General features: G+C 45.5%; 23 protein-coding genes. 1 reads left to right on the forward strand and 22 read right to left on the reverse strand.

Going from position 1 to position 25,807, the window contains the following annotated elements; genetic code table 11:
- Positions 1 to 10 precede the first annotated feature (10 nt).
- The 8 genes from dapF to rny form a co-directional block, all read right to left on the reverse strand.
- Positions 11 to 850, reverse strand: a complete 840-nt coding sequence (gene dapF / locus QMD66_04210) for a diaminopimelate epimerase (protein MDI6822057.1) — start codon at positions 848 to 850, stop codon at positions 11 to 13.
- Positions 851 to 895: 45 nt separating this feature from the next.
- A complete protein-coding gene (gene miaA / locus QMD66_04215) occupies positions 896 to 1,837 on the reverse strand; it encodes a tRNA (adenosine(37)-N6)-dimethylallyltransferase MiaA (GenBank protein MDI6822058.1) in 942 nt (313 codons plus the stop codon).
- A 74-nt stretch (positions 1,838 to 1,911) separates the two neighbouring features.
- A complete protein-coding gene (gene amrA, locus QMD66_04220; protein MDI6822059.1) occupies positions 1,912 to 3,315 on the reverse strand; it encodes an AmmeMemoRadiSam system protein A in 1,404 nt (467 codons plus the stop codon).
- 67 nt (positions 3,316 to 3,382) lie between these two features.
- Positions 3,383 to 4,747: a tRNA (N6-isopentenyl adenosine(37)-C2)-methylthiotransferase MiaB gene (gene miaB / locus QMD66_04225; protein MDI6822060.1), complete on the reverse strand. Its 1,365-nt coding sequence runs from the start codon at positions 4,745 to 4,747 to the stop codon at positions 3,383 to 3,385.
- A gap of 79 nt (positions 4,748 to 4,826) precedes the next feature.
- A complete protein-coding gene (locus tag QMD66_04230; GenBank protein MDI6822061.1) occupies positions 4,827 to 5,675 on the reverse strand; it encodes a PHP domain-containing protein in 849 nt (282 codons plus the stop codon).
- Between the two features lie 60 nt (positions 5,676 to 5,735).
- Positions 5,736 to 5,996: a stage V sporulation protein S gene (locus tag QMD66_04235; protein MDI6822062.1), complete on the reverse strand. Its 261-nt coding sequence runs from the start codon at positions 5,994 to 5,996 to the stop codon at positions 5,736 to 5,738.
- Positions 5,997 to 6,091: 95 nt separating this feature from the next.
- Positions 6,092 to 7,204, reverse strand: a complete 1,113-nt coding sequence (locus QMD66_04240) for an ATP-binding protein (protein MDI6822063.1) — start codon at positions 7,202 to 7,204, stop codon at positions 6,092 to 6,094.
- 38 nt (positions 7,205 to 7,242) lie between these two features.
- Positions 7,243 to 8,772, reverse strand: coding sequence for a ribonuclease Y (gene rny / locus QMD66_04245; GenBank protein ID MDI6822064.1), 1,530 nt, complete (start codon positions 8,770 to 8,772; stop codon positions 7,243 to 7,245).
- Positions 8,773 to 9,055: 283 nt separating this feature from the next.
- Here rny and QMD66_04250 point away from each other — a divergent pair, with 283 nt between their 5' ends.
- Positions 9,056 to 9,355, forward strand: coding sequence for a phasin family protein (locus QMD66_04250; protein ID MDI6822065.1), 300 nt, complete (start codon positions 9,056 to 9,058; stop codon positions 9,353 to 9,355).
- Here QMD66_04250 and QMD66_04255 read toward each other — a convergent pair.
- The 14 genes from QMD66_04255 to dapB all read right to left on the reverse strand — a co-directional run bounded on the left by QMD66_04255 (position 9,336) and on the right by dapB (position 25,800).
- Entirely contained in the window at positions 9,336 to 9,875 is a 540-nt protein-coding gene (locus tag QMD66_04255) for a regulatory protein RecX (protein MDI6822066.1), read from the reverse strand. The two genes, QMD66_04250 and QMD66_04255, sit on opposite strands and share 20 nt — an antisense overlap.
- Entirely contained in the window at positions 9,841 to 10,857 is a 1,017-nt protein-coding gene (recA, locus tag QMD66_04260) for a recombinase RecA (protein ID MDI6822067.1), read from the reverse strand. The genes QMD66_04255 and recA overlap by 35 nt, the downstream gene beginning before the upstream one ends.
- A 156-nt stretch (positions 10,858 to 11,013) precedes the next feature.
- Positions 11,014 to 11,571: an RNA 2',3'-cyclic phosphodiesterase gene (gene thpR, locus QMD66_04265; GenBank protein ID MDI6822068.1), complete on the reverse strand. Its 558-nt coding sequence runs from the start codon at positions 11,569 to 11,571 to the stop codon at positions 11,014 to 11,016.
- 2 nt (positions 11,572 to 11,573) lie between these two features.
- The gene (locus QMD66_04270; GenBank protein ID MDI6822069.1) at positions 11,574 to 12,821 is read right to left on the reverse strand and encodes a competence/damage-inducible protein A; all 1,248 of its coding nucleotides are present in this window, start codon (positions 12,819 to 12,821) and stop codon (positions 11,574 to 11,576) included.
- A gap of 5 nt (positions 12,822 to 12,826) precedes the next feature.
- Positions 12,827 to 13,396, reverse strand: a complete 570-nt coding sequence (gene pgsA / locus QMD66_04275; GenBank protein ID MDI6822070.1) for a CDP-diacylglycerol--glycerol-3-phosphate 3-phosphatidyltransferase — start codon at positions 13,394 to 13,396, stop codon at positions 12,827 to 12,829.
- Between the two features lie 58 nt (positions 13,397 to 13,454).
- Positions 13,455 to 13,946: a metallophosphoesterase gene (locus QMD66_04280; protein MDI6822071.1), complete on the reverse strand. Its 492-nt coding sequence runs from the start codon at positions 13,944 to 13,946 to the stop codon at positions 13,455 to 13,457.
- Positions 13,947 to 14,388: 442 nt separating this feature from the next.
- On the reverse strand, positions 14,389 to 16,803 hold the full coding sequence (locus QMD66_04285) for an ATP-binding protein (protein ID MDI6822072.1): 2,415 nt from the start codon (positions 16,801 to 16,803) through the stop codon (positions 14,389 to 14,391).
- A 119-nt stretch (positions 16,804 to 16,922) separates the two neighbouring features.
- On the reverse strand, positions 16,923 to 18,683 hold the full coding sequence (locus QMD66_04290; GenBank protein MDI6822073.1) for an ABC-ATPase domain-containing protein: 1,761 nt from the start codon (positions 18,681 to 18,683) through the stop codon (positions 16,923 to 16,925).
- 227 nt (positions 18,684 to 18,910) lie between these two features.
- The gene (locus QMD66_04295; protein MDI6822074.1) at positions 18,911 to 19,924 is read right to left on the reverse strand and encodes a radical SAM protein; all 1,014 of its coding nucleotides are present in this window, start codon (positions 19,922 to 19,924) and stop codon (positions 18,911 to 18,913) included.
- Positions 19,921 to 20,664: a DUF4115 domain-containing protein gene (locus tag QMD66_04300; GenBank protein ID MDI6822075.1), complete on the reverse strand. Its 744-nt coding sequence runs from the start codon at positions 20,662 to 20,664 to the stop codon at positions 19,921 to 19,923. Before QMD66_04300 ends, QMD66_04295 begins: the two co-directional genes overlap by 4 nt.
- A gap of 189 nt (positions 20,665 to 20,853) precedes the next feature.
- Positions 20,854 to 22,980, reverse strand: coding sequence for a DNA translocase FtsK 4TM domain-containing protein (locus QMD66_04305; GenBank protein ID MDI6822076.1), 2,127 nt, complete (start codon positions 22,978 to 22,980; stop codon positions 20,854 to 20,856).
- A gap of 64 nt (positions 22,981 to 23,044) precedes the next feature.
- Complete coding sequence (uppP, locus tag QMD66_04310) at positions 23,045 to 23,872, reverse strand: undecaprenyl-diphosphatase UppP (GenBank protein ID MDI6822077.1); 828 nt, start codon at positions 23,870 to 23,872, stop codon at positions 23,045 to 23,047.
- A gap of 38 nt (positions 23,873 to 23,910) precedes the next feature.
- A complete protein-coding gene (dapA, locus tag QMD66_04315; protein MDI6822078.1) occupies positions 23,911 to 24,789 on the reverse strand; it encodes a 4-hydroxy-tetrahydrodipicolinate synthase in 879 nt (292 codons plus the stop codon).
- A gap of 213 nt (positions 24,790 to 25,002) precedes the next feature.
- Positions 25,003 to 25,800 carry a 4-hydroxy-tetrahydrodipicolinate reductase gene (gene dapB / locus QMD66_04320; GenBank protein MDI6822079.1) on the reverse strand — a complete coding sequence of 266 codons (798 nt, stop codon included), beginning with the start codon at positions 25,798 to 25,800 and terminating at the stop codon, positions 25,003 to 25,005.
- Between the last annotated feature and the right edge of the window lie 7 nt (positions 25,801 to 25,807).

Genomic DNA, 25,807 nt, shown 5'->3' on the forward strand with positions numbered 1-25,807 from the left:
AAAAGGTGCTTCATATCTCAATGGTACCGGTAAATACTTTTTCCACCGGACCCGCTAAGTATACATGATTGTCTTTGGCCCACTCTATGTCAAGCTTACCCCCTGGGAGTTTGACCGTTACCTTTCTTTCGGTGAGTTCATTCTTTATGGCGGCTACCACAGCGGCACAGGCACCAGTTCCGCAGGCTAGGGTCTCTCCCACCCCTCGTTCCCATACCCTCAGTTGGATTTGGCGAGAATTTGCAATCTGAGCGAACTCAACGTTAACTTTATTGGGAAATATCGGTAGGTTCTCTATTATAGGACCAAGTTTTTTTACGGGAGCCTCCACCACATCCTCGACGAAAATCACACAGTGGGGATTTCCAATAGAGAGGCAGGTCGCCTTGATGATTTCTTTTCCTAACCATATTGGTTGATTGATGACCTCTTCGCCCTCAGCGATCATTGGAATCAGCTCTGGTTTAAATGTGGGGGGATTCATATCAACTTTTGCCCCCTTAACCCTTTTGCCTTTGAGAAACAGGTGCACTTCCCGGAGTCCGCTTAAGGTTTCAATAGTCATTGCCGTTTTAAGGGTGAGACGGCGATCATAAAGGTACTTAGCGAGGCATCGGATGCCATTTCCACACATTTCTGCTTGGGAGCCATCCGAGTTAAAAAAGAGCATAAAAAAATCTCCACCCTTGGCGGGTCGAACGAGTATCAAACCATCTGCTCCGATACCAAAGCGTCTGTCGCAGATTTTGGTAATTACCTGATGTGAGAGATCGAGCTGACTTTTTAAATCCTCGATTATTATGAAATCATTGCCCAAACTATGATACTTGGCAAATCTTATTTTGGTCAGTATGAAACCCCCTTCTAAATTCCAAAATGGAATTCGAAAATCAAATTAAATGAATTCTTCTTCCCGGAGGATATCGAGGATCTCTGAAGCGATCTCCTCAACCGATTTACCGGATACATCCATCCACTTTATCCTGGGATCCCGTCGAAACCAAGTGAGCTGCCTTTTTGCAAATTGCCGGGTTCTCTGTTTTATTCTCTTGACGGTCCCCTGCAGAGAACTTTTGCCCTCCAAATAATCGAGTAATTCCTTGTATCCTAAAGCTTGACTAGAGGTTAATGCTTCCTTATACCCCTTTAAAACAAGTTCCTTTAATTCCTTCAATAAACCCTTTTCCATCATTTCGTCAACGCGCCTATCTATGTTCGCTTGAAGTTCCTCTCGTGGTAGATTGAGTCCAATGATCTTTACATTGTATATCGATTCTCTTTTCCCCCATTCTTTGTGATATTCCGAAAAGGACCTTCCCGTGAGTTTAATGACTTCCAGAGCTCTGATTATCCGCCTCGCATCGTGAGGATGAATTTTCTTGGCAGCTTGTGGATCTGAATTTTGAAGTTCTCTGTAAAGCCTTTCAAGACCTTCACTTTCTACAAGCTTTTCGAGTTCGCGACGGATGGGAGATTTCATCATACCCCATGGAAATTCCAGCTTATCGATGACTGCCCTAATGTACAATCCTGAGCCGCCCACCAGGATGGGGAGTTTCCCCTTTTTGTGAATCTGCGTTATTACCTCCCTCGCCATTCTTTGATATTCAGCTACGCTAAAATCTTCTTTGAGATCGACGATATCGATTAGATGATGTTTAATTTGTACTCTATCACCAAGGTTAGGTTTCGCGGTTCCGATATCCATATCCTTATAAACTTGCATCGAATCGGCCGAGATTATTTCTCCATTTATGCTTTTGGCCAAAATTATCGCGACTTTACTCTTACCCACAGCGGTGGGTCCGACTATCACGAGCAATTTTTCTTTTCTCATATTAAAAAATTCTACAGTAAATGGAAGTTTTCAGAAAGTATTTTGTTGGATTAACGGATTGGTGAAAGATTGATTTACCTATAGCGCGCAACCTTGAATCTGTAGAGTTTTACCGGTTCTTCCAGGGGAATGCCCGCCTTCTTCCGAGCGATAGCCACTTGTTCTTCTACGGTATTTACCCCCTCTAAATCCGGTAGGAGTAATCCAGTTCGGCCTTTCGACTCCACTATCACTCCATATTCCCTTGGATCCAAATTACTTTCATCCGGAATTTCCTCGGGTTCCTCTAAAACGTCCACGGAATAAACCAGGTCGGAAAGCTCTGATGGTTCAATGGGCCAAAATCGGGGGTCTCTCGTTGCGGAATGAATGGCATTTCTTATTATTTCGCAGGCCAGATTGGGTTGAGTTGGAGCGGTTGTACCGATACAACCCCGTAGAGTCCCCTCTTTTTTAATGGAGACGAAGGCACCAGCCCGACGCTTATGCAGATAATCGGGGAGGTCTTCAGAGGGTTTTATTATTTTCCCTTCCCGAATGTATTTTTCAACGGCTTCTCTGGCGAGCCTGACCGGTGCACTCTCCTTCTCTCTGAGCTCTTTCCGCTCGGCGCATCTTATCTCGGTTAAAAATTTAAGAAAATCTCGATTTTCATCTCTTTCTAGGGATCTAATGAGGGCTATGAGATAGCCAACTCCAAAGGGTCCTTCATAAGATAAGACCCGAGAATCGACTTGGTAGCCATTGAAGGCCCCCACCAGAGCGATGATGGATCTCAAACCACACTCACCGGCTTCTTCTATGAGAGATTTGTCGATGACTAGAAGATCCTTGAAAGCTGCTCGCTCAAGTAAATCTTTCACCAGGTGATCAAACTCTCTCCCTCGAGGACTGTATCCCCCAGGAGCTTCAGGGGTAAGTCTATGTGAAAGATCGCCACTGGCAATGAAGGCGACCCTTCGATTTAACCTATCCGAAGCACTCTGAATGGCGACCCCCAGGGAATAGTGTTTGTAATAGCTGAGGTGTGAAATGGACAGCGAGACCAAGGGGATGTCCAATTCCCGCCTCAGGTAATGGAGAGGCACCAATATTCCATGATCCAATTCGGCTGAGAATTTGAATTCAAACCGCAGCTCCTTGCTCAATGTGAATGTTGGAATATTGAGCACCTGGGCCTCGGCCAAGATTTCCTCGACCAATTTAAGATCATTTCTTGCTTTGAAGCTTATGGAAGAGGCACCGAATTGGGTCAAGGAGCCCTCGAGTTCGGGATCAACTTTAATGGCTATGGCATCGGAAAAAGCGGGGCTATGGGGTGAAATAAATACCAGCGTTTCGGGTTGCATCTTGGCTATTTCACGGGTCAATTCCTTTATGCCTTTTACTGTAGCCTGAATTCGATTTAGATTTTCACGTCCAACTTCGGGGACGAGGATTGGTGGGTGAGGGACTACGCAACCAATTGCGACCGACATGGCTCTCTCCTTTTTAATTTATTGTGAATATCGTCCATCGACTGTTGACGAGCCATCTTTATGACCACTATGCATTTGCATTGGTAAGTGTCCCCACCAGGTACCATGTATGAGCCTCAGCGATGACTACATTGGCCATTTTGTTGATTAATTCCCTTGGTCCTTGAAAGTTCACGACCTTGTTCGTTCTCGTCCTTCCGGTGAGAATATTCTTCTCTTTTTTGCTGGGACCTTCCACAAATATCTCTAAAGTTTTTCCCACCAATTTTCGATTCTGTTCCAAGCAGATTTGACTCTGAAGGGAAACGAGCTTTTTGAATCTCTCGATTTTTACTTCCTGCGGAACTTGAACTTCAATTTTCGCCGCCTGCGTTCCAGGTCGGGGAGAATATATGAAGGTAAAAGCCTGATCAAATCGTGCTTTTTCCACTAGATCTATGGTTTCTTGGAAATCCTCCTCCGTTTCTCCGGGGAAACCGACCATAATATCGGTGGTGATGCTACACTCCGGGATGGTTTCTCGAACTTTCCGCACCATTTCCAAGTAACGATCTTTGGTATAGCCCCTGTTCATCAGCTTCAAAATCCTATCGGAACCAGCCTGTACGGGAAGGTGGAAATGCTCGCAAACCTTATCGCACTCGGCTACCGCCTTTATGATTTCACCGCTGAGATCTCGAGGGTGCGATGTGGTGAACCTTATCCTTTTAATGCCTTGGATTTTATCGAGTTCCCGTAGGAGGGTGGAAAATTGGCTTTTGCCATAGAGATCACGTCCATATGAATTAACGTTTTGACCAAGGAGGGTGATTTCTATTACCCCTTCTTGAGCAAGCTTTCGAACTTCAGAGCAGATATCCTGCATGGGCCGGCTGATTTCCCTTCCCCTAACATAAGGGACAATGCAATAAGAGCAAAAATTATTGCAACCAATGGTGATGGTAACCCAGGCGAAATATTTATGCTCCCTCAGGCTTGGGAGTTTCGTTGGCAGGATCTTTGGCTCTTTCCATGTTTCACATATCTTTGCCGAGTTCTCCCTCACCCGCCCAATTAAATTGGGAAGGTTGGAGAGGTTGTGGGTTCCAAAGACCAAATCCACGTGAGTGGCTCTTTCCTGGATTTCTCTTCCATCCTTTTGAGCCAGACACCCTCCCACAGCTAGGATGAGATTGGGTTTCCTTCTCTTGAGGGATTTTAGGGCTCCCACTTGTCCATAGAGTCTATCCTCGGCGTGTTTGCGGACGCAGCAGGTGTTAAAGATAATGATATCGGCTTCCTCCATACTCCTTGCGGGTTCATAGCCTTCTTGAACCAGCATCCCCGCAATTCTTTCCGAATCATGCTTATTCATTTGACAACCAAAGGTTTTCACCAGAAACTTTTCTTGATCCAAGCCATCCACTCCCCGGGCTCGTTTATATTTTAGCACAAAGATTCCTTCCCACTCGGGTAGGAAAATTTAAAATGCCAAAGATCAAAAATCAAAATTACAGACCAAAATTCAAAAATTATTTTAGGTGAATTTCAGGGGTTATTTTTTGCAGGTCTTTTAATGTCTTGAGGTTTTCGACTACTTCATCGGGAACTCTTACGGAGCCCATGATAAGTCCCCGGGAGGATCCCAAGCCATGACAATCGGAACCTCCCGTGATCACGAGTCCATATTCTCGAGCCATTTTGCTATATTTCCTAACGTCATCTGGTGTGTGATTGCTGTGATAGACCTCTAAACCCTGTATCCCATATCTGATGAATTCTGGAATCTTTTCATCTACCTGAGAAAGACCGGGATGAGCTAGGATGGCAATTCCTCCTAGCCTTTTTATGAGTTTAATTACATCTTTCGGTGTATAAACATATTTCTCAATGTAGCAGGGGGCTTTGCGCCCAATATATCTTTCGAAAGCCTCTTCGATACTATCGATGCAACCTTGTTTTACCATAACTCTGGCTACGTGAGCTCGACCAACTGCACCCTTACCAGCTTCTTGTAAAACATCTTTGAGGGCAATTTCAAGACCCATTTCTTGCAGCCGCTCGACCATTTTCACCGCGCGTTCGTATCTCGCTTGACGCAACTTGCTGAGATGTTTGAGGAACCATTCCTGTTTGTAATCGATGAAATAGCCCAAAAAATGAATGTCCCGACCCTCTAGGTCGGAACTCAATTCAACAGCGGGAATTACTTCAATATCGAAATCTCCCGCTCTCCTTAAAGCTGGAACTATTCCATCTATACTATCGTGATCGGTGATCGCAATCGCCGTGAAGTCAAGCTTCACTGCAAATTTAACTAATTCTTCGGGGGAAAATGCACCATCCGAAGCTGTACTGTGAAGATGTAAATCAACGCCCATTGTTTTTTGTCGAGAAAATTGTGGGGAAACATCAGGGATAACTTCAGGTTTAGATCGAGTTTATCGGGGCTCGACTATAAGTTTAATAGCAGTTCGCTCTTCGCCATTGATTTCGATGTCGGTGAAGGCAGGAATACAAATTAGATCAAATCCACTGGGTGCTACAAAGCCTCGAGCTATTGCTATGGCCTTTACCGCTTGATTAAGAGCCCCTGCGCCAATTACTTGGATCTCCGCTCCTCCTTTCTCTCTGAGCACACCAGCTAAAGCACCTGCAACTGCATTTGGATTTGATTTAGATGAGACTTTAAGCACCTCCATTTTTCTTCCTCCTTGCATGGATATTACTGCGTAATCATTTAATTCGGTAAACGATGCCTTTATCCTTCAATTATTTTGGCTATTTTTAGTTTATTTTACCCCTCATCCTCCCCTTCGAGGACAAAAATGATTTTAATCTGGTTCTTTTCCCTCAAAATTTTGGGTTGTTCTTGTATTTTTAAGAAATACTTCCGTCCTATTTTTTCGAAACTTTCCATGACAGCTTTAACTAAAAAGTCGAGGTCCTCCTGACCTAGATACTTGGCATATTCTTTGGTCTCGATGGAAATTTCCCTTTGAGTAACGGAGCTAAATTCGTGGAACTGTTTAAAGTGGGACATCAGCGGTAACAAGGGTTTTATCTCAGCGTTAATGATCCTATGAGCATTCCGTTCGGAGATTTCAAATCCGTAATATTTTCTTGCGATTTCCAAAAGGGATGATATGTCAATGGCACAACCGGTGTATTGCCAAAGCTTTAAGGAGGAATGCTCAAGGGAGTTTATGACATCGTGGTTTGGGGTATTGAAAATGCTTATCTCCGGTGGTGTATATAAATGATACATTGTGGATAAAATTTCTGAAGGTGAACCAAGATATATCTCGAGGTGAGGGTATTCTAAATTGAATTCAATTAGATGCCTAAGTACGTTATTAGGACCTGCGACGATGCGTGGTTTACCTTGGCGGAAGTGAATTTTGGGGAAGGTTGATTGATCTCGGCGTTCTGGAAGCTTTCTGGTATCGACTTCGATCTTAAAAACGCTGCCCTTTTCCGAAAAAGATGAAACGACCCGAGCCTGCTCGACCGATAATTTAACGGAGTACAAGGCCATTCCTCGACCATGTACTCCATACTTATCTAAAACGATGTTTTCAAGCTTTGAGGTTACCCGAGGCTGAAAGATTTCATCATGAAGATGCGTGGGGATGCCACATCCATCATCAATGGTAGTGATTTTTCTTAAGTAACCCTCTTCCTTGTGGAAGGAAATGAATATCTTGGAGCAACCAGCATCCCGTGAATTCCTCAATAGTTCCACAATAACATCTTCAGCATAGCGGATATCATGCTTGGCCTGTCGTCGCTGAGCTTCACTTAAGTTTAGACGAACGAAGCCATTGCCCAAATCCTCTTCTACTTTGAGGTAGTGATCACCGATTAGATCTCCGACGAAATTTAAGAAATTATCCGAATTCTCGGGCATCTTATGGCCTCGCATTTAGTGGTCAAAATTAAAGGGTTTTATTTGGCATATTCCACGACGCGGTGCTCCCTTATCACCGTAACCTTTATTTGGCCAGGATACTCCAACTCCTCTTCGATTTTCTTGGCAATATCCCTTGCCAGAAGAGCTGATTTTGCATCGTCGATTTCTTCGGGTTTGACCATTATCCTGATTTCACGCCCAGCTTGCATGGCATAGGCCTTTTCTACGCCCCCGTAGCCCTCGGCGATGGCCTCGAGCTTTTCCAAACGTTTGATGTAGCTCTCTAGCGTTTCCCTTCGAGCTCCTGGGCGAGAAGCCGAGATAGCATCGGCGGATTGGACTAATACGGCTTCGATGGTTCGAGGTTCTACCTCCCCATGGTGAGCTTCGATGGCGTGACAAATCTCGGGTGATTCACGAAAGCGTTTTGCCAGCTCTGTTCCTATGATTGCATGTGGCCCTTCCACCTCGTGATCTATGGCTTTTCCAATATCATGCAAAAGACCAGCTCGCTTAGCTAGTTTGACATCGACATTCAATTCCGCAGCCATTATCCCTGCTAAATGTGCTACCTCCCTTGAATGTTTGAGGACATTCTGCCCGTAGCTTGATCGGAATTTCAACCGCCCGAGTACCCTGATAAGCTCTGTGTGCAGCCCATGTACTCCAATTTCAAGAGCTGCTTGTTCTCCTTCCTCACGGATTTCGGTTTCCACTTCTTCGTGGGCTTTTTCGTACATTTCTTCGATTCGGGCTGGATGGATTCTCCCATCGGCGATGAGTTTCTCTAAGGTCAGGCGACCAATCTCACGTCTGACGGGATCGAAACTCGAAAGGATGACCGCCTCTGGCGTATCATCGATGATTAAATTGATTCCCGTGAGGGTCTCAAAAGCTCGAATGTTTCTCCCCTCTCGTCCGATGATTCTTCCCTTCATCTCATCGCTGGGCAAGGGGACCACGGAGACCGTGGTCTCAGCCACGTGGTCAGCGGCGCACCTTTGAATGGCCAAGGATATGATGTTTCGGGCTCTCTTCTCCGCCTCTTCTCGAGCTTTGGATTCGATATCGTGAATTATTTTTGCCGCATCGTGCCTGGCTTCTTCTCTTATCCTCTTCAAGAGTAATTCCTTTGCCTCATCGGCTGACATACCAGCTAACCGCTCAAGCATGTGTTTTTGTTCAGCATAGATGCTCTTTAATTCGCTCTCCAATTTTGCAAGCTCATTCTCCCTTGCAACGAGAGCCTTCTCCCTTTTGTCCAGAGCTATGGCTCTGTTGTCCAGTATTTCCTCCTTTTGAGCTAATCTTTTCTCCAGCCGCTGAAACTCAGCCCGTTGTTCTCTATTTTCCCTCTCGACTTCGGTCCGCATTGCATGGATTTCATCCTTTGCTTCCACCAAGGCCTCTCGTCTCATTCTTTCAGCTTCTTTTTGTGTTTCGGATAAAATCCTTTTTGCAGCTTCCTCAGCAGAGACGATTTTTGCTTCCCCTACATATTTCCTAATTAGGAATCCAACCAGGAGCCCAATGAGGATCGCTATTGCTACCGATAGAATGAGCACTAATCCAAACCCCCTTTCGCTTTTAAAGGTAAATTAAAAAGCCGAGCATAGCTCGGCAAAAATACTTGACTTTCAAAGAGAAAATAAAACTTCCCAGCAAGATTTCTCTTGCCTTCAATTATCCTATTTTTAATTTTTTAATCTATATCAAACCCAAGATAAAGTATCTTTGCCAAGCTTTTAATTTAATTATAACATTGAGTGTCAAGTTTGCACGTAAGAGCGAAAAAGCCTGGTTGACCAATCTTTTAAACCCGATAAAATGGGATTGGGGGTGATTAGAATGCTGGATTTATTGAAGAAGATTTTTTATTTTGGAGTGGGCGTAGCTTGGTTGACCAAGGAGAAAGCGGAAGAGGTGGTGAAGAAGTTAAGCGAAACGGGAGAAGTGAGGGGAGAAGAAGCCAAGAAATTAGTTTCTGAGCTGGCGAAAAAGGCTGAGAAAGAGAGGCAGGAACTAAAAAAGAGCATCCGCAAGGAGGTTCATAGGGTACTCGCCGATCTGGGTTTGGCTTCCAAAGAGGATATCCAAAGACTTGAAGAGAGAATCAAGAAAATGGAAGCTAAGGTGGGAAAGTCCTAGGTTTTGCTGGAAAAGATTTGAGGAGTTCAGTGCAGATTTCCCTCACGGTGGCATGGGAAAAACCTCTGCGCAGTAGAAACTGACTTAAACGTCGATAGGCGGCAACGAAATCCAAACCATAATAGCGGGGCAATCTTCTTCGAGCTAAGCTCAAGGCCCTTTTTGTCTCATCCTCTTCCTTGTAGTTGCTTAATTCCTCTTCGATTAATTCAGCGCATATCCCCCTTGAGGTAAGCTCAGCCTGGATCCTCTTTTTGCCGTAATTTTTATTGTGGATTCTATCATTTATTAAATTCTTGGTGAAGGCAACATCATCCAAAAGCCCAATATCTTTTAATTTTGCGACCACAAAATCGATGGTTTCTTGCTCATAACCCTTCCTAAGAAGGCGATCCTTTATCTCGTAAGTGCTCCTTGCCCTATATTCAAGTAGTTTTAGAGCATAGTTTAAAGCTTTAGTTCCATCCCCTTGATGCATGATCTTTCTAATTTCCCTTGTCCTTTTCGGTCTTTCCTTCAACGATACCGAGTTTTTCCTTGATCTGTTTCTCTATTTCTGAAGCAATTTCAGGATGCTCTATTAGATATTGCTTTGCCCCTTCTCTCCCCTGTCCCAAGCGCTCTCCATTGTAGGTATACCAGGCCCCGCTCTTCAAGACTATACCACTCTCGGTCCCTAGATCTAAAATGCTTCCCTCATGAGAAATACCTTTTCCATAAAGGATATCGAATTCCGCCTGCTTGAATGGGGGTGCGAGTTTATTCTTGACGACTTTGACCTTGACCCTGTTGCCCATAACCTCTGTGCCCTGTTTTATGGAATCGATCCTGCGGATATCGATCCTCACCGAGGAATAAAATTTGAGAGCTCGTCCCCCGGGCGTTACCTCGGGGTTGCCGAAGAGTACCCCTATCTTTTCCCTTAATTGATTGATGAAAATGGCTGTGGTGTGGGATTTACTTATGGACCCTGCGAGTTTTCGAAGAGCCTGGGACATCAATCGAGCTTGGAGACCAACGTGGGCATCGCCCATCTCACCTTCAATTTCAGCTCGAGGGACGAGGGCGGCCACGGAGTCCACAACCACTACATCTAAAGCTCCACTTCGAACGAGCATTTCTGCGATTTCCAGAGCTTGTTCCCCGGTATCTGGTTGGGAGACGAAAAGGCTATCGATGTCTACACCTAAACTTTGAGCGTAGGTTGGATCTAGGGCGTGTTCGGCATCGATGAAAGCAGCCACTCCACCTTTTTTCTGAGCTTCGGCTATGATTTGCAAACCCAAAGTGGTCTTACCAGAAGCCTCCGGTCCGAATATCTCCACTATCCTCCCCCTAGGGACACCTCCAATTCCCAGTGCGATATCTAGGGCAAGGGCACCCGTGGGGATTACATCCACATCCATTCGAGCTGGATGTTCTCCCAATCTCATTATTGAACCCTTACCATATTTCCTCTCGATCTGTTCTCTGGTGATACCCAAAACCTTTTCTCGATCCAATTTTTGCCCTCCTTCAGGATTGTAATTTAGTCAACCGATCTTCGGTCAAATCATCCATTCATTTTACCCTTCAGTCAAGAGCCAAAGTTTTCTAACCAACCCAGCTTGTTGACTATCGACTCCTGACTGCTATTTTAAACGAACATTTGTTCGCAATCAACCTTTTAGGGGGATTTTTACAATTTCACTGTATACGGGTCCACTAGGAGTGAGCCGGCTTTGGAAGAGGGTTATGCTTTTTACTTGTATAAATTGGGTGGAAAACTCCTCTGTCTCGATACTCGCTATACCTAAGCGCATGTCTTGAAATCTCCTTAACCTGGCCAAAGTGACGTGGGCATGGAATGCCTTTTCCTCTTTTTTAAATCCCAAAGGTTTTAAGGCTTCCTCCACAAATTGCTGTAGCTTGATCAGATCTTCTTCTCCTTCTTTTATCCCAATCCAAAAGACCCTAGCTCTTTTATTGGATGGGAAGCAGCCCAGCCCATTTAACTTAAATGCAAAGGGCTTCGCATTTTTTACACTTGAAGCAACGCTTTCGATGATTATAGGCACTTTTTCCTCGGAACAGTTGCCCAGAAATTTTAATGTGAGATGGAGATTCTGAGGTTCGACCCATTTTGCTTCCTTCACCTTTTTCATCTCATTTTTAATCGAAGATAGTTTGCGTTGTAAATCTGGAGGGAGCTCAACGGCAATGAATAATCTAAGCATCGCTATGATACCTCACCCTCTTCGAATCTCTCTAAGAGAAAGAGCCGAAGCAAATTCAGGGCTTGTTGTGAGGTCTTGAATTTAATTACCTCCCTTGAGCCAGTAAATATGAATCTTTTACAAAAACGAGTTGTTTTTGTGGACAAGGCTATAAAGGTCAGACCAACAGGCTTCTCCCAATGGGTGGGACCAGCGATCCCCGTGATTCCCAATCCAATATCGGCTCCTACAATCAAACGAGCACCATCCGCCATTGCCTGCGCAGTGAATGAACTCACCGCACCGTGTTCCAGGAGAACCTGGCTTGGGACCCTTATTAACTCTTTTTTCACTTCGGTGCTGTAGGGTATTATTCCTGCCCAAAAGTAATCGGAACTCCCTGGAATGTTGGTGAATCGATTGGAAAGTAGCCCTCCGGTGCAGGACTCAGCAACGGCTAACTTAAGCTCATGTTTCCGCAAAAGTTTGCCCACGACTTTTTCCAAGGTATCTTCATCGAAACCATAAACCAATTTCCCAAGTCGATCGGCTATTTCATCTTTGACATTGGAGATCAATTCTTCCACGGCTTTTATATCTCCCTCAGCCATGAGCAAGATGTGAACTTCTTCGAGATGGACTAATATCTTGATGTTTAAATTTTCATACTTGGCAATGATATCTTCTATCCTCTCTTGCAACGATGCCTCGCTTATATCACAGGTCTTTATGACCTTAATAAGGATTGCCTTTTCACGAACTCTTTTTCTTAAGAAGGGGATGACCTTGTCCTTCAACATGACTTTCATTTCATCGGGCACGCCGGGCAAAGCGAAGATGGTCTTATCTTCAATTTCCAGGATGATCCCGGGTGCCGTTCCCAGAGTCGGACTTATGGGAATGGCTCCTTCTGGAAGATATGCCTGACGCAGAATAAACTCGGGCATGGGTTTATCGTGCGGGAACCTTTCCTTTATGATTTCGGCGAGCTTGGGATCGAATACGAGCTCCCTTTTTACGGCTTTCGATAGAGCCTCTCGAGTGACATCATCAAATGTGGGTCCCAACCCGCCGGTTATGATGAGGGCATCGGAATGTTGAAGTCCGTCCAGAATAGCATGGGCGATTTCGTCCACATCATCGGGAACCACCTGATGTTGTTGAGAAGAAATCCCATTTTCTACAAGGATTCGGGCGATGTAAGGTGAATTGGTATCGGTAGTCAGTCCAAGGATGAGTTCCGTTCCCACGGCAATGATTCTGCACTCCATTTGCCTTACTTCCCAAGAGGTGAATTTGATAGAAACGAAATTTCCAAGATACCCTTTGCTTTCATGAAATACTCCATGCCTGAGATGATGGTGAAAATAACGGCGATGGCCATAAGTACCCACCCCAGAGACTTGCCGGCTATGAAGATCGGGAGGTTGAGGATGATGGCGATAACGGCGATGATTTGGGAAAGAGTTTTCAATTTCCCCAGCGAACTAGGGACTATGATTTTATTTTCGGCTACAGCCATGAGCCTGAGGCCCGAGACGGCAAATTCCCGAGCGATGATCACCAATGCTATCCAGGCTGATAATCTTGCTAACTCCACCAGAGCGATTAAAGCCGCGGAGATTAAAAGTTTGTCGGCGAGGGGATCCAGAACTTGCCCGAAGATGGTGACTCTCTTTTGAAAACGAGCCACGTAACCATCCACCGTATCGGTGAAAGCAGCGATGCTAAAGATAACCGCAGCAATATAGGATCCGAAGGGTTGTATCCTTTGAGAGAGGAGGAAGATCATGAAGAGTGGGATGAGTAATATCCTTGTAACGGTGATTTTATTGGCCAGATTCATCTTTATCTTCGGGTTGTGAACTGTTATGGCTTACATTATACCTTTTCTCAAGTTCTCATCAAGCCCATTTCAGCTCAAAAATCTGTGCCTTCATCGTCTCCAAATCTATGATACCCACGGTGGATTTACCCGTAAGCCACCCACCGCATTCTCCTGGGTTGACCACCAAAGGTTTCTTCCCTCGTACATCGACCTTATGAGTATGACCATAGATGATTACATCATATTTTCCCCCAGCCATCAGACTAGGCAAGAATTTTGGTTGATGCATCAAGACGATTCTTTTGCCGCTTAATTCAATCTCGTGATAATCCTCATATATCTCTCCTATACCTTCAAATTTTTCTTGAAGCAGCAATTTATCTCCATCGTTATTGCCAAAAACTCCTATGAGTTTTGGTCTCAAATTCTTAAATTCTCTGGGAGTTATGGGTGAAATAAAGTCTCCAGCATGAAGCACGATATCCACCCCACTTCCATTGAATAAGTCGACTGCCTTGGCGATCATGGGCATATTTTCATGGCTATCGGCCATAACGCCTATCCTCATCACAATACCTCCTTATCTTTTTTAAAATGGACTAGTTCGGCAAATTTCCTAGGAAACTGTTTTATCTTCATAAATACTGTCTTCGTGGTAAATCAAAATGTGAAACAAGGACGCAAAATGAGAAAAATTTAACTCCCTCGAATATATAAAATGCAAACCTAACTTAATAGTTCATCTTATTCCTAAGTCCAAGGTCTTATGATATTTTTGGCTTCGGACTTTGGACAGGTGGTCTAAACCAACATATAACATGACTGCCTCCTTTCTTTGTTTTTCCTCCTTTATATCAGGAGGTTTGAAAGGGGGCTAGTCTTTTCATGACATCACTTTGAATTTTTCATTAAAGGCGAGACTTAGCTGTGCAAGAGGTTCATAATTTGGGAATTTGATGACTCTCCGAGTGGATTGGCGTCGTTGATTCTTTTCCTCGAAGAGATGCTTTCTACTTCTTTCGCTTGGGTTTTTCTTCTTCGTATTCTTTAAGCTTTTCCGCCAGTTCGTGCAGTCTCTTATCCACCGCGTGGTTTACGGTTCCCTTTGGATACGTTCCATCCGGACGTCTTACACCCGCTTCGATTCCGGTTAGAATCTCGATTCCTTCGTCAACGGTTTTCACCGCATAGATGTGAAATTTACCCTCGCGCACCGTCTCGATGACCTCTTCTCGGAGCATAAGGTTTTTGACATTCTGATGAGGAACGATGACCCCTTGATCTCCAGTTAACCCCTTGGCTTTGCAGCTATAGAAGAAACCCTCAATTTTCTCATTTATTCCACCCACGGGTTGAATTTCTCCCCTCTGGTTCACGGAGCCCGTCACGGCAATTCCCTGCTTTAATGGGATACCGGAAAGACTTGAGAGGATGGCGTAAAGCTCGGCGCTGGAGGCACTGTCTCCCTCGACTTCTTCGTATAATTGCTCAAAACATACGGATGCCGAGACTGACAGGGGCTTATCCGCTGCATATCTTTCCCCCAGGTAACCGGTGAGGATCATCACCGCCTTGCTGTGAATACGGCCACTCATCTCAGCTTCTCTTTCGATATTTACGACTCCAGCCTTCCCCATATAGGTCCTTGCTGTGATCCTCGTGGGCTTCCCGAAAGCATAATCGCCCAGATTGACGAGGGAAATCCCATTCACCTGACCAATGGTTTCTCCAGCGGTGTCTATGAGAATCGTCCCCTCTTCGATGAGTTCCTGGATTTTCTCCTCTATCATCCTCGAGCGGTAAATCTTTTCCTCGATGGCTTTCTTCACATGCTCCGATCTTACGTATCCATCACCATCTCTTTCAGCCCAAAAGTTGGCCTCGGCGATGATGTCGACCACATCCATAAAACGAGTTGACAGTTTCTCCTGGTCTTCCACGAGGCGTGATCCATATTCAACCACCTTAGCAACTGCGGAGCGGTCGAAATGGCGAAATCCCCGCTTGTGGCAGTAACGACTTATGAGGGTGGCGTATCTCTCCACATTTTCAGGGGTTCGGTCCATTTCCAAATCGAAATCCGCTTTAACCTTAAAGAGCTTCCTAAAATCCTCATCGAATTTGTAGAGGAGATAATAAAGGAGTGGATGTCCGATCATCACAACCTTTACGTCTATGGGTATGGGTTCGGGTTTGAGGGTCGGAGCTGGGATTAGTCTGAATTGTTCCCCAATATTTTCTATAATGGCTTGTCTACTCCTCAAGGTTCTTTTCAGAGCATCCCAGGCCATGAAGCTTGTGAGCACATCCAAAGTTCTGATAACCAGATAGCCACCGTTGGCTCGATGGATGGCTCCCCCTACAATCTTGGTGAAGTCTGTAACCAGTGCCCCACCGAGTTGGACCTGGTATTCAATTCTTCCGAGGAGGTTATAGTATGTGGGACTTGGTTCAAATATAACGGGTGCACCCTTAGTATCCGCGTTATTTATCAATACATTTACCCTATATCTCTCAAAGGCTGGTTCTCTTGGGAACAATTCAATGCCGGGAAGGCTAATAACCGGTTTCTTCTCCCCGGCTTTGAAGTCTTCCAGATGCTCCACGATATCTTGTTGGACGGCATCGAGGTACTCAATTACCCTTGAATATTCTCTATATCTTTCTTTAAGAGCGTCTAGGAGATGTCCCAAGGCGAAGAGGGCTACTTGCCTATCGAGCTTTGTCACCTTCTCCCTGGCTTCCTTCTCCAACTCCTTGATCCTTCTTGCCGCTTGATTTAAATCGTCCTTTAATTTTTTGCTCTTCTGATCGATTTCTCGGCGCGTTTCCTCGCTGAGCTTTTCATATTCCTCTTCCTTCAAGGGTTTTCCAGAGAGTACGGGGATGGTCAGAATCCCAGTGGCTGTAAGCTTAACACTAAAACCGAGTTTTTCAGCCTCTTTTTGCATTTCCGAGAGAAGGGCGTCTCTCCTGGATTCAAATTCACTTACGATTTCATTCTTGTGCCTCCTATATTCCTCGCTTTCAAAGGCTTTAGATATCTCGGTTTTGCAATCTTCAATTAGCTCATCCATGTCCTTAGCGAAAGTGCGACCCATCCCCGGTGGCAATTCGATGGCCATGGGTTTATGGGGTTCCGCAAAATTATACACGTAACACCAGTCGGGGGGCACCCTTTGCTCTTGTGCTATTTTTTGGAGGTAGGATTTGACGGTGAACTCCTTTCCCGTTCCCGCGAGACCGGCAACATAGACGTTGAAACCAGGGCTTTTTATATTGATTCCGAACTCGAGAGCATTAACTGCCCTCTCTTGACCGATCGTCTCCTCAGATGGAGTTATTTCCTCGGTGGTTTGGAAAGGAAATTGATTTGGATCCAAATAACTTCTTAGCTTTTCTGGGGATAGTTCAAATCGTTTCATTGTTCTCCTCTCGCACTTTTATATTTACCTTCGATATTTATCCTCGGTAAGCATCGGAAATATTCAACTCACCTTATTTTAGCTTTTTAGCGCCATAAAAGTCCATATTAAGTCAACCCTTAAGTGCTGTTCTCCTTTAAAGCCGGAGAACTTTGAATTTTTTCGCTCTCAACCCTAATCTTGAGAGTACGTATCCTGTTTATGGCTGCTGCTATTTCGTAACCTCTCGGAAGAGCGAACTCACCGGGGTGACCTTTGAAGGTGGATAAAATATCCAGCCCTTTTTTGCTTATGTCTCGTAGGATTACTTGGATTATCTCTTCCAGCGTGCGCTTATCATCGATGTAATTTTGGCTGATATACAGAAGAATTTGCGCAATGGCATCGGTTTGATACTGGTCCACCAACTGTTCCACGTAGCTTAAATCTATGCTCTGTCGACCAAAGCGAACGAGATTCTTTCCCTCCCCTTTCACCTTGATTTTTTTGCCAGCCTTGGGTTGGAAGCTGGTCTTCAAGGGGATGCGAGAGGTTACTTCTCCAAAGGAAGTTCCACCCTCACAGATTCGCTGGGCTGCCCAGGTGCGGGCGATCTCTTTAGCTTTTTGGGTTACATCCCTGGGTCTGTACTCATCCATCATGATCACGGTGTCAGCGACATCGAAGTAGTCCCCTGATCCTCCTATGACGACGATGCTGGAAACCTTCAGGTCTTGGTAAAGGAGTTTTGCCTTGTCGATGAATGGGGTGATGGGTTCCTTCCCTTTGGCCACGAGCGACTGCATTCTCTCATCGCGAATCATGAAATTGGTTGCGGAGGTATCCTCGTCTATGAGAAGAAGACTGGTCCCAATCTCCAAAGCCTCCATGATGTTTGCAGCTTGACTGGTACTTCCGCTAGCATCATCGGTACAAAAAGCGGAAGTACTTTTTCCCATGGGAAGATTTTGAATGAAGGAGCTGATATTTACCTTTTCAATCCTCCGACCATCCTCGGCTCTGATCTTTACGGCATCACTTCTCGTTATGACCAGTTCTCTTCCGTCGCCTGGGATGTGATTATAGACCCCCTTTTCCACGGCCTTAAGTAAAGTGGTTTTTCCATGGTAACCACCACCTACGATGAGAGTCACCCCTTCGGGTATTCCCATCCCACTTATCTTCCCTCGGTGAGGCAAGGAAATGATGACCCTTAGAGAAGTAGGTGAGTGGAATGGTACCGCTTCTCTTATGGACATTGGTTTGTCACTTATCCCCGACTCCCTTGGAAGAATGGAACCATCGGCCACGAAAGCCACCAGCCTTCGACCAGCAAGCTCCTTTCGCAGGAACTCTTGGTCTTCGTGGAGATCCACTTGGTTCCTAAGGGCATCTGGATCATATCTCGCGAAAAACAGAGAATCTTCAACCACTTTGGGAAGCTCCCTAAGGAACATTTCAAGAGCCTCCTTTCCAAGGATGGTTCTTCCTCGAGCGGGAAGTCCGATTGAAAGCCTGGCCTCAATGTACTCGGTGGTAGCTAGCACGGACGTCCTTTTTAGTACCTCCTGTCCACACCTCTGAATCTCTATAAGTCCGCTTTTGCCCGTTCCCCTATTTCCCTTAACATGGCGGGAGATTGCTGAGGCTATTCCCCGTGTAATGAAATCTTCAAAGGCCGTTTTTCTGGCTTCATTTTTAAGATACTCTACTGGAAATTTAGCTAAATCTTGACCTACACGGATCCTTATCTTTGAGGGAGCAGCGAAGGGATCTCCCTGAACGTGGTCGATGAACAGCTTAAATTTTGGGAAGGAGTAAACCCCCGCAAGTATTCTGTAAGCTTTATAACCCTTTTTATCGATTTGCAATATCTTTTTCTTTAGATTTTCTTGTGCCATCTCATTTCAAAAATTGGAACGATCCCAATGATTAGAGCAAGTCCATCCAGGTATTTTGGGAGTTAAATAATTTCTCCAACTAAATCATATATCTGTGCCTCTTTGATTTTGACTCTTACAAATTCACCGATTTTGGCTTTGCCCACTGGAATCAAAACCTGACCGTCGACTTCGGGGGCCTGGTGAGGGGCGCGAGCCTGGCATATCCATGTTCCAAAGATTGAGCCTCAATTAATACATCCATTTCCCCTTCCCACGAGGGATTGATTCTTTTCAATGGTGATGGAGTCGATGGGTACCATGAGTTCATGATATCTTTCTCTGGTCATCTCATTTGGTACCTGATTTGGTAACTTAGATGAGGCTGTTCCCTCCTCCGCTGAATACTCGAAAACTGCAGCGTAATCAAATTGAGCTTCTTCAACAAAGCTCGCCAGCTCTCTAAAATCTTTTTCCTTCTCCCCCGGAAAGCCAACGATCAATGAGGTTCTTATGGCAATATTGGCTACGCTGGTCTTAAGCTTCTCAATCAATTTTAGATAATCGGCTTTCGTACCCCAGCGGTTCATGAGCCTCAGGATCTTTTCGCTGGCGTGCTGAAGGGGGGAGTGGGCGATGAGGTTAATTTCCTTCACCCCATGATCGATGAGGAAGCGAGCTTCATCGAGGAGAGATTCCAGAGCTCTACTTCTATATCTTCCTCTGATCAAGGGAATGGCGCAGTAAGAGCAGAAATTATTACAGCCGTCGGCTATCTGTAGATATGCATGAGGGTTTTCGGGTGAAGTTCTCTTTCGCCTTTCGACGTAAAAATCGGGAAGTGGTCTAACGGTCGCATTTCTTTTGCCGCTGAGCATATCCTCGATTATTTTGGGAAGTTCTGGGTGTGCGGACAGCCCAACGACGGCATCGACCTCTGGAAGCCCTTTTGCTAGCTCATTTGGGTATCTTTGAGCCAGGCATCCAGTCAATATCAATGCTCGGCAACTACCACTCTTCTTATATTTGACGGCTTCAAGGGTGGTGTCTATTGACTCTTGCTTGGCTGGTTCGATAAAACCGCAGGTATTAATGATGACAACGTCCGCGTTATTTAGATTGGAGGCGAATTCATACCCCTTTTGTTGCAAGGAGCCCTTTATGAAATCGGTTTCCACTTCATTTTTGGGGCAACCGAGAGTGATTATAGCTATAAGGGGATTATGATCAATCAAGGAGGTCAACCTTCCCGTGGTGGTCATTCGTGAACTGTGAAGATCCTCTCTGCTATGCCGGGACTCTGTCCCAAAGGTCCAATTGGCACGCCATTTTTCTCAATTTCCACTCCACTGGCGTTGCCGGCTCGAACGAAGATCGAATCTTTGCCCTTCCACTCCATAACCTGACCTTTTTTGAGTGTTCCCTCATGAACTTTCACTCCGTCAACGACGATCCTAAGCCAGCAACCCTTCTCATCCGTGACCCTTACCTTGATGGCGAGTTCCTTTGGAGGTTGAGGAGAAGGAGACACAGGGGTTGTAACTCTGCTCTTCTTTGATTTGGCCGTTTCTTCCTCATTTTTCACCTCAACCGTGGGTGGGATCTTTTCTCTACGAGGTAAAGGCTTTCTTTTAAGACTACTCCAACCGAAAAAACCTATGGTCAGTAAAAATACTAATACCAAAGTAGTAGCAAAGGCAATCCTTTTAGAATGTCTGGTCGGAGGGGGGATGATGGGTGTAGTCTTTGCCTCATATTTTGGCGGTGGTTCCTCATATTCTCGCTTATATTGTTCGATTAAGGGGATGGGGTCGAGTCCCAGACAGGTGGCATAACTCCGAATGAACCCTTTTGCGTATACATCCCCTGGCAGCACATCAAACTTGTTGTTCTCAATGGCCTCCAGATACTTGCTCCTAATTTTTGTTGCCCTTTCCATATCCTTGATGGTTTTGCCCTGATTCCTGCGGGCTTCAGAGATTACCTCACCGATAGAGCCCACGGCTTCCACCCTTTCTGACCAATAACATTTCAACTTTAAATTATCACAAAGAAATTTCCCTTGGAAGGTTAGAGAGAAAATAGTTAAAAATGCTCGTTGCTGTTTGCCAGTTTGCTAGAATCAATTAGCAAACCAACTAACAAACCAGCAAACCAAAGGGTTGAAACTGGTTGAGCGACGAGAGTCGAGTTATTGCTCTCTTGCTCTCTTAATCCGCTCGAGTTCTTCAAGGGTTATGAGCACCGCTCTCGGTTTGCTACCTTCATAACCTCCTACAATGCCTCTTTCCTCGAGCATATCTATTAATCGAGCGGCTCGGGCATAACCCACACGAAGGCGCCTTTGGAGCATGGATATGGAAGCTTGACCAGTGGTCACAACGAGCTCCATGGCTTGATCAAGGAGTTCGTCTTCGTAATCATATCCCAACTTCGATCGGTGCTCCTCCAGTATTTCTGTTTTATATTCTGGCTTCGCTTGTTTTTTAATAAACTTGGTAATCATTTCGATCTCCGGCTCGGTTACGAAGGATCCTTGGATTCGCCTGGGCTTGCTTCCCGCGGTGATGAAAAGCATATCTCCCTTGCCCACGAGTTTCTCCGCTCCTCCCATATCCAAGATCACCCGGGAGTCCGTCTGGGAGGATACAGCGAAGGCGATCCGCGATGTGATATTAGCCTTTATGAGACCGGTGATTATATCTACCGATGGCCGTTGGGTTGCAATCACCAGGTGAATTCCCACGGCTCTGGCAAGCTGAGCGATGCGGCAGATGGCATCCTCTACCTCTCCGGGAGAGACCATCATCAAATCGGCCAGTTCGTCGATGACGATCACTATATAGGGCATTGGCTCCTTATCCGTATCCTTAACTCTCACGTTGTAACCGTCGATGTTCCTCGCCCCTACTTCAGCTAGAGTTTTGAACCTTTCCTCCATCTCCTCCACAGCCCAGGTTAAAACAGATGCCGCTTGTTTGGGGTGAGTGACCACGGGGGTTATGAGGTGAGGTATGTCCCTAAACGATGCGAGTTCAATACGTTTTGGGTCTATGAGTATCATCTTAACCTCAACGGGTCGAGTTCGCATGATGAGGGAGGTGAGGAGGCTATTTATGCAAACACTTTTGCCCGACCCAGTGGCTCCCGCGACGAGTAAGTGGGGCATTTCACCGAGGTTTGCCAATACGGGTTGCCCTGCGATATCTTTACCTACCCCTATGGTGAGTAACCCCTTTACCTCTCTGGCTTCGGGAGTGGAGAGAACATCGCCCAGGGTTACTAACTCGCGATATTGATTGGGTACCTCGATACCGATGGCTGATTTTCCAGGAATTGGAGCTAAAATTCTCACGTCGGCCGTGGCTAAAGCCAATGCGATGTCATCGGCCAAGCTTAACACGCGGTTAACTTTCACTCCGGTTGCGAGCTGAATCTCAAATCTGGTGACCGTGGGACCCTTGATAACTTTACTCACCGTGGCATCAACATCGAAATTCTGCAAAGTCCTTTCCAAGATGCGGATACTCTCCTTTATGTTCTTTTTCGAGAGAAGACCTCTGGTTGGAGGAGTTCGCTTGAGAAAGGATGGTGGTGGAAGTTGATAGATTTCGGATGAAATGTATCGTTTTTCCAACTTCTTTGCCAATTGGGTAGTTTCTTTCATGAAGGCATCCTGACTGATTACGATGGGTGTTTCCAACTCTGGCTTACCTATAGTTTTGGGTTCCTCCTTTAACTCCGGCTCTGGGTATACCGTTATTTGTTCTCGTTCCGGGTGAGCTTTCCTTAGTGCTTTTTTAAACGTGAATAACACGAATTTTGAACCTTCGGCGGTTCTTGAAAATAAATCGGATATGGAGATACCCGTGCAGAAGACCGTTCCGATGATCAGGAGAGCGGAGAGCAGAATATAGGCATTTATTGTCCCTAAAAGGGTTCTTAGAACATAGGAAAGACAGGCACCCGTGAATCCCCCATGGGAAAACAGAAATTTTGGTTCGAATTCCTTTAGAGCCGGTGTACTTAAGTGTACAATGGAGACGATGCTTACAAAGCAAAGCGCGAGACCCAACCCAACCCATTCCAAATTAATCCTGGGTCTATGCAAAAGGAAGAGTACGCCCCATATGGCCAGAAATATTGGGATAAGGAACCTTCCCGATCCAACAAGATATTTCAGAGAAATAACCACGTAGTGACCTATAATCCCCGTGGCCGATGTTAAGATGCAAACCATGAGAAGAATGGCGAAAGCGATCAATGAAATCCCATAGATTTCTTCAAGGTGCTTTTTCGAGATTTCCTTGTTTCTCATTTTTTCTTCCCCTTTGACCAAGCAAATTTATAATTTTTATTGTGGCCCGATAAAACCCTTGCATTTATGATCGCACATGCGAAAGAAAATAGAGGATAATGGCGATTATTCCCATGATCCAACAGTACCAGGCAAATATTCCAAATCTTCGTTCCTCCAAGGTTTTGAGGACGATCCTTATGGCTATATATCCCGAAATTGCCGCCGTCAAACTTCCTAGAAGCATCACCGGTAATTGTGAAGGGACGACCTGAGTGGCTTTAACTAGGTAGAAGATGCTCACCGCTACCACGGCGGGGATGGAAAGCAAGAAGGAAAACCTCGCCGCCAATTTTCTATTTAAACCGCACCTCAAGCCCGTGACGATGGTTGTACCAGAACGAGATATACCGGGGATTATTGCGATTCCCTGGGCAAATCCCACCCATAGGGCATCGAGCACCTTCATCTCCGGAAGCCCTCGATTTTCCCCTCTGAATCGTTCTCCCAACCACAGGATACATCCGGTGACGATGAGCATGCCTGAAACCACTAAGATCGATTTGAATAGGGACTCAAGAATGGGTCTAAAGGCAAATCCAATGATCGCTGTGGGGATCGTGCCTACAATGATCAATACTCCAAATCGAGCATGGGGATCTTCCCAGGGATTATCCATCCCTTGCTTTGAGAAGATGTTAAAATAGGCTTTAAACATTTTAACTATGTCTTCCCAGAATGCAACCATGATTGCGATCAAAGTCCCCATGTGTAGCAGAGCTTCTAGAAAAGCTCCTGGTTGGTCAACTCCTAGATAATGTTCCATCAAAACTAGGTGACCAGAGCTACTAATGGGTAGGAATTCGGTCAATCCCTGGACAATTCCTAGAATTATTATCTGAATTGGTTTCATTTGAATGATCTTTCTCAAAAATATGGAATATGAGCACTTTACACGACTTTTGCATCTCTCATGATCTTTTTCAGTTTTGAAATCTGCTCCCGATTGGCCTCAATGAGCGGTGGCCTTGGTGCGCCTACATCAATACCCTTAAGTTTAACTGCAGCCTTAACCATAATGGGATTGGTCGTCATGAACAGGGCTTTAAACAGGGGCAATAAACGCAGATGAAGCTCAAGGGCCTCTTGAGTATTGCCTTGTTTATAAGCCTTTATCATTTGTTGAATTTCCCTACCCGCGATGTGAGAAGCGACACTGATGACGCCTACTCCCCCCAGGGCGATTATGGGAAGGGTGAGACCATCGTCTCCACTGTAAACGAGGAAGTCATCAGGGGTTTCGCTCACGATCTTGGCTATTTGTGCCAAGTTCCCACCGGCCTCCTTTATTCCCAGGATATTATGGACTTTGGACAGAGCAATCGTCGTTGAAGCTTCCAGATTCTGAGCTGTGCGTGAGGGTACATTGTACAAGATAATGGGGAGCGAGGTACTTTCGGCAATCGTTTTAAAATGGTTATAAAGGCCTTCTTGGGGTGGTTTATTGTAATAGGGTGTCACCAGCATAGAACCATCCACACCCACTTTTTCGGCGCGCTTAGTCAGTTCTATGCTTTCCGCGGTACAGTAGCTGCCAGTACCGGCGATGACCGTGCCCTTATTGCCAATGGCTTCTTTTACTACCTTGAAGAGTTGAACCTTTTCGTCTGCGGTTAGTGTGGGAGATTCACCCGTGGTGCCGGAGATCACGAGACCATCGGAGCCATTCTCTATGAGATAAGTAGCTAATTCCTGAGCTCGATCATAATCCAAAGTTAGGTCTCCTTTAAATGGAGTCACCATCGCCGTTAGAACCGATCCAAATTCCATTATCCTACCCCCTATTAAGCTGTAAGTGTAATGTTCACACACATTGGTAAGACTTATATTGTTTGGGGCATCCTTCCGAGTGCTAGCTGCTGCCCCAACAAGTCGGGGCTTAACGGTTCTCTTAAGATGCACTCTCCAGGATAACCCCAAATTACTAATAAAATTCTCAAGAGAGTGTAAACAATGCCTAAAATCTTCAACCATGAACCAGTCTTATATCTCAAGTAGTTTATCCAAGCCGTAGGTTAGTCCCCTTCTCTTCTGCACCTCTCTGATGGCCATTAAAACGCCGGGCATGAAGGATGATCGGTCAATGGAGTCGTGTTTGATGGAAAGTATCTGACCGGTGGAGCCAAAGATCACCTGTTGATGTGCCACCAGACCCGGCAATCGAACGCTATGGATTCGGATGCCTTTAGCCTCTCCTCCTCGAACTCCTTTTATCTTTTCCGTCTCCTTGGGATTTCGAGAGGCTTCTCCAACTTTGGCTTGGGATATGATCTCTGCGGTTTTCAAAGCTGTCCCGGATGGGGCATCTGCCTTTTGGTTGTGGTGGAGTTCGATGATCTCAACGTCGGGAAAATATTTGCAGGCAATCTCAGAAAATTTCATCATGAGAACCGCGCCAGTGGCGAAATTGGGAGCTATTATTGCATTTGTTTTGCCATCTTTGACGAGAGATTCGACTTCGGTGAGGTCCCTTTCGGTCAATCCGGTGGTTCCCACCACCACATGTACATTAGATTTTAGAGCCGAACGGATGTTATTCATAACCGCAGCTGGATGGGTGAAATCCACCATCACATCTGGGGAAGTTTCCTTGAATACCCTTTCAAGATCATTGTCTATGGCGATACCCGTATCCGCCAATCCAAGAAGTTTTCCCACATCGCATCCCACATGGACAATGTCCACGGCACCAACCAGGGTCATATCCTTCTGCTGAAGAACTGTTTTGCAGACTTCTCGACCCATTTTTCCGGCTGCACCAGTTACAACTATCTTGATCATCTTTTCC

The organism is Actinomycetota bacterium, from assembly GCA_030018275.1.
GTDB lineage: Bacteria > Actinomycetota > Aquicultoria > Subteraquimicrobiales > Subteraquimicrobiaceae > Subteraquimicrobium.

Excerpts from the sequence above, each read along its gene's own strand:
- pgsA (MDI6822070.1), bottom strand. The coding sequence starts at position 13,396 with ATGAATCTGGCCAATAAAATCACCGTTACAAGGATATTACTCATCCCA.
- QMD66_04250 (MDI6822065.1), top strand. The coding sequence starts at position 9,056 with ATGCTGGATTTATTGAAGAAGATTTTTTATTTTGGAGTGGGCGTAGCT.
- miaA (MDI6822058.1), bottom strand. The coding sequence starts at position 1,837 with ATGAGAAAAGAAAAATTGCTCGTGATAGTCGGACCCACCGCTGTGGGT.
- uppP (MDI6822077.1), bottom strand. The coding sequence starts at position 23,872 with ATGAAACCAATTCAGATAATAATTCTAGGAATTGTCCAGGGATTGACC.
- QMD66_04285 (MDI6822072.1), bottom strand. The coding sequence starts at position 16,803 with ATGAAACGATTTGAACTATCCCCAGAAAAGCTAAGAAGTTATTTGGAT.
- QMD66_04230 (MDI6822061.1), bottom strand. The coding sequence starts at position 5,675 with ATGGGCGTTGATTTACATCTTCACAGTACAGCTTCGGATGGTGCATTT.
- dapB (MDI6822079.1), bottom strand. The coding sequence starts at position 25,800 with ATGATCAAGATAGTTGTAACTGGTGCAGCCGGAAAAATGGGTCGAGAA.
- QMD66_04305 (MDI6822076.1), bottom strand. The coding sequence starts at position 22,980 with ATGAGAAACAAGGAAATCTCGAAAAAGCACCTTGAAGAAATCTATGGG.
- QMD66_04270 (MDI6822069.1), bottom strand. The coding sequence starts at position 12,821 with ATGGAGTGCAGAATCATTGCCGTGGGAACGGAACTCATCCTTGGACTG.
- amrA (MDI6822059.1), bottom strand. The coding sequence starts at position 3,315 with ATGTCGGTCGCAATTGGTTGCGTAGTCCCTCACCCACCAATCCTCGTC.
- QMD66_04240 (MDI6822063.1), bottom strand. The coding sequence starts at position 7,204 with ATGCCCGAGAATTCGGATAATTTCTTAAATTTCGTCGGAGATCTAATC.
- QMD66_04280 (MDI6822071.1), bottom strand. The coding sequence starts at position 13,946 with ATGAGGATAGGCGTTATGGCCGATAGCCATGAAAATATGCCCATGATC.
- dapA (MDI6822078.1), bottom strand. The coding sequence starts at position 24,789 with ATGGAATTTGGATCGGTTCTAACGGCGATGGTGACTCCATTTAAAGGA.
- thpR (MDI6822068.1), bottom strand. The coding sequence starts at position 11,571 with ATGCTTAGATTATTCATTGCCGTTGAGCTCCCTCCAGATTTACAACGC.
- QMD66_04290 (MDI6822073.1), bottom strand. The coding sequence starts at position 18,683 with ATGGCACAAGAAAATCTAAAGAAAAAGATATTGCAAATCGATAAAAAG.
- QMD66_04235 (MDI6822062.1), bottom strand. The coding sequence starts at position 5,996 with ATGGAGGTGCTTAAAGTCTCATCTAAATCAAATCCAAATGCAGTTGCA.
- QMD66_04295 (MDI6822074.1), bottom strand. The coding sequence starts at position 19,924 with ATGACCACCACGGGAAGGTTGACCTCCTTGATTGATCATAATCCCCTT.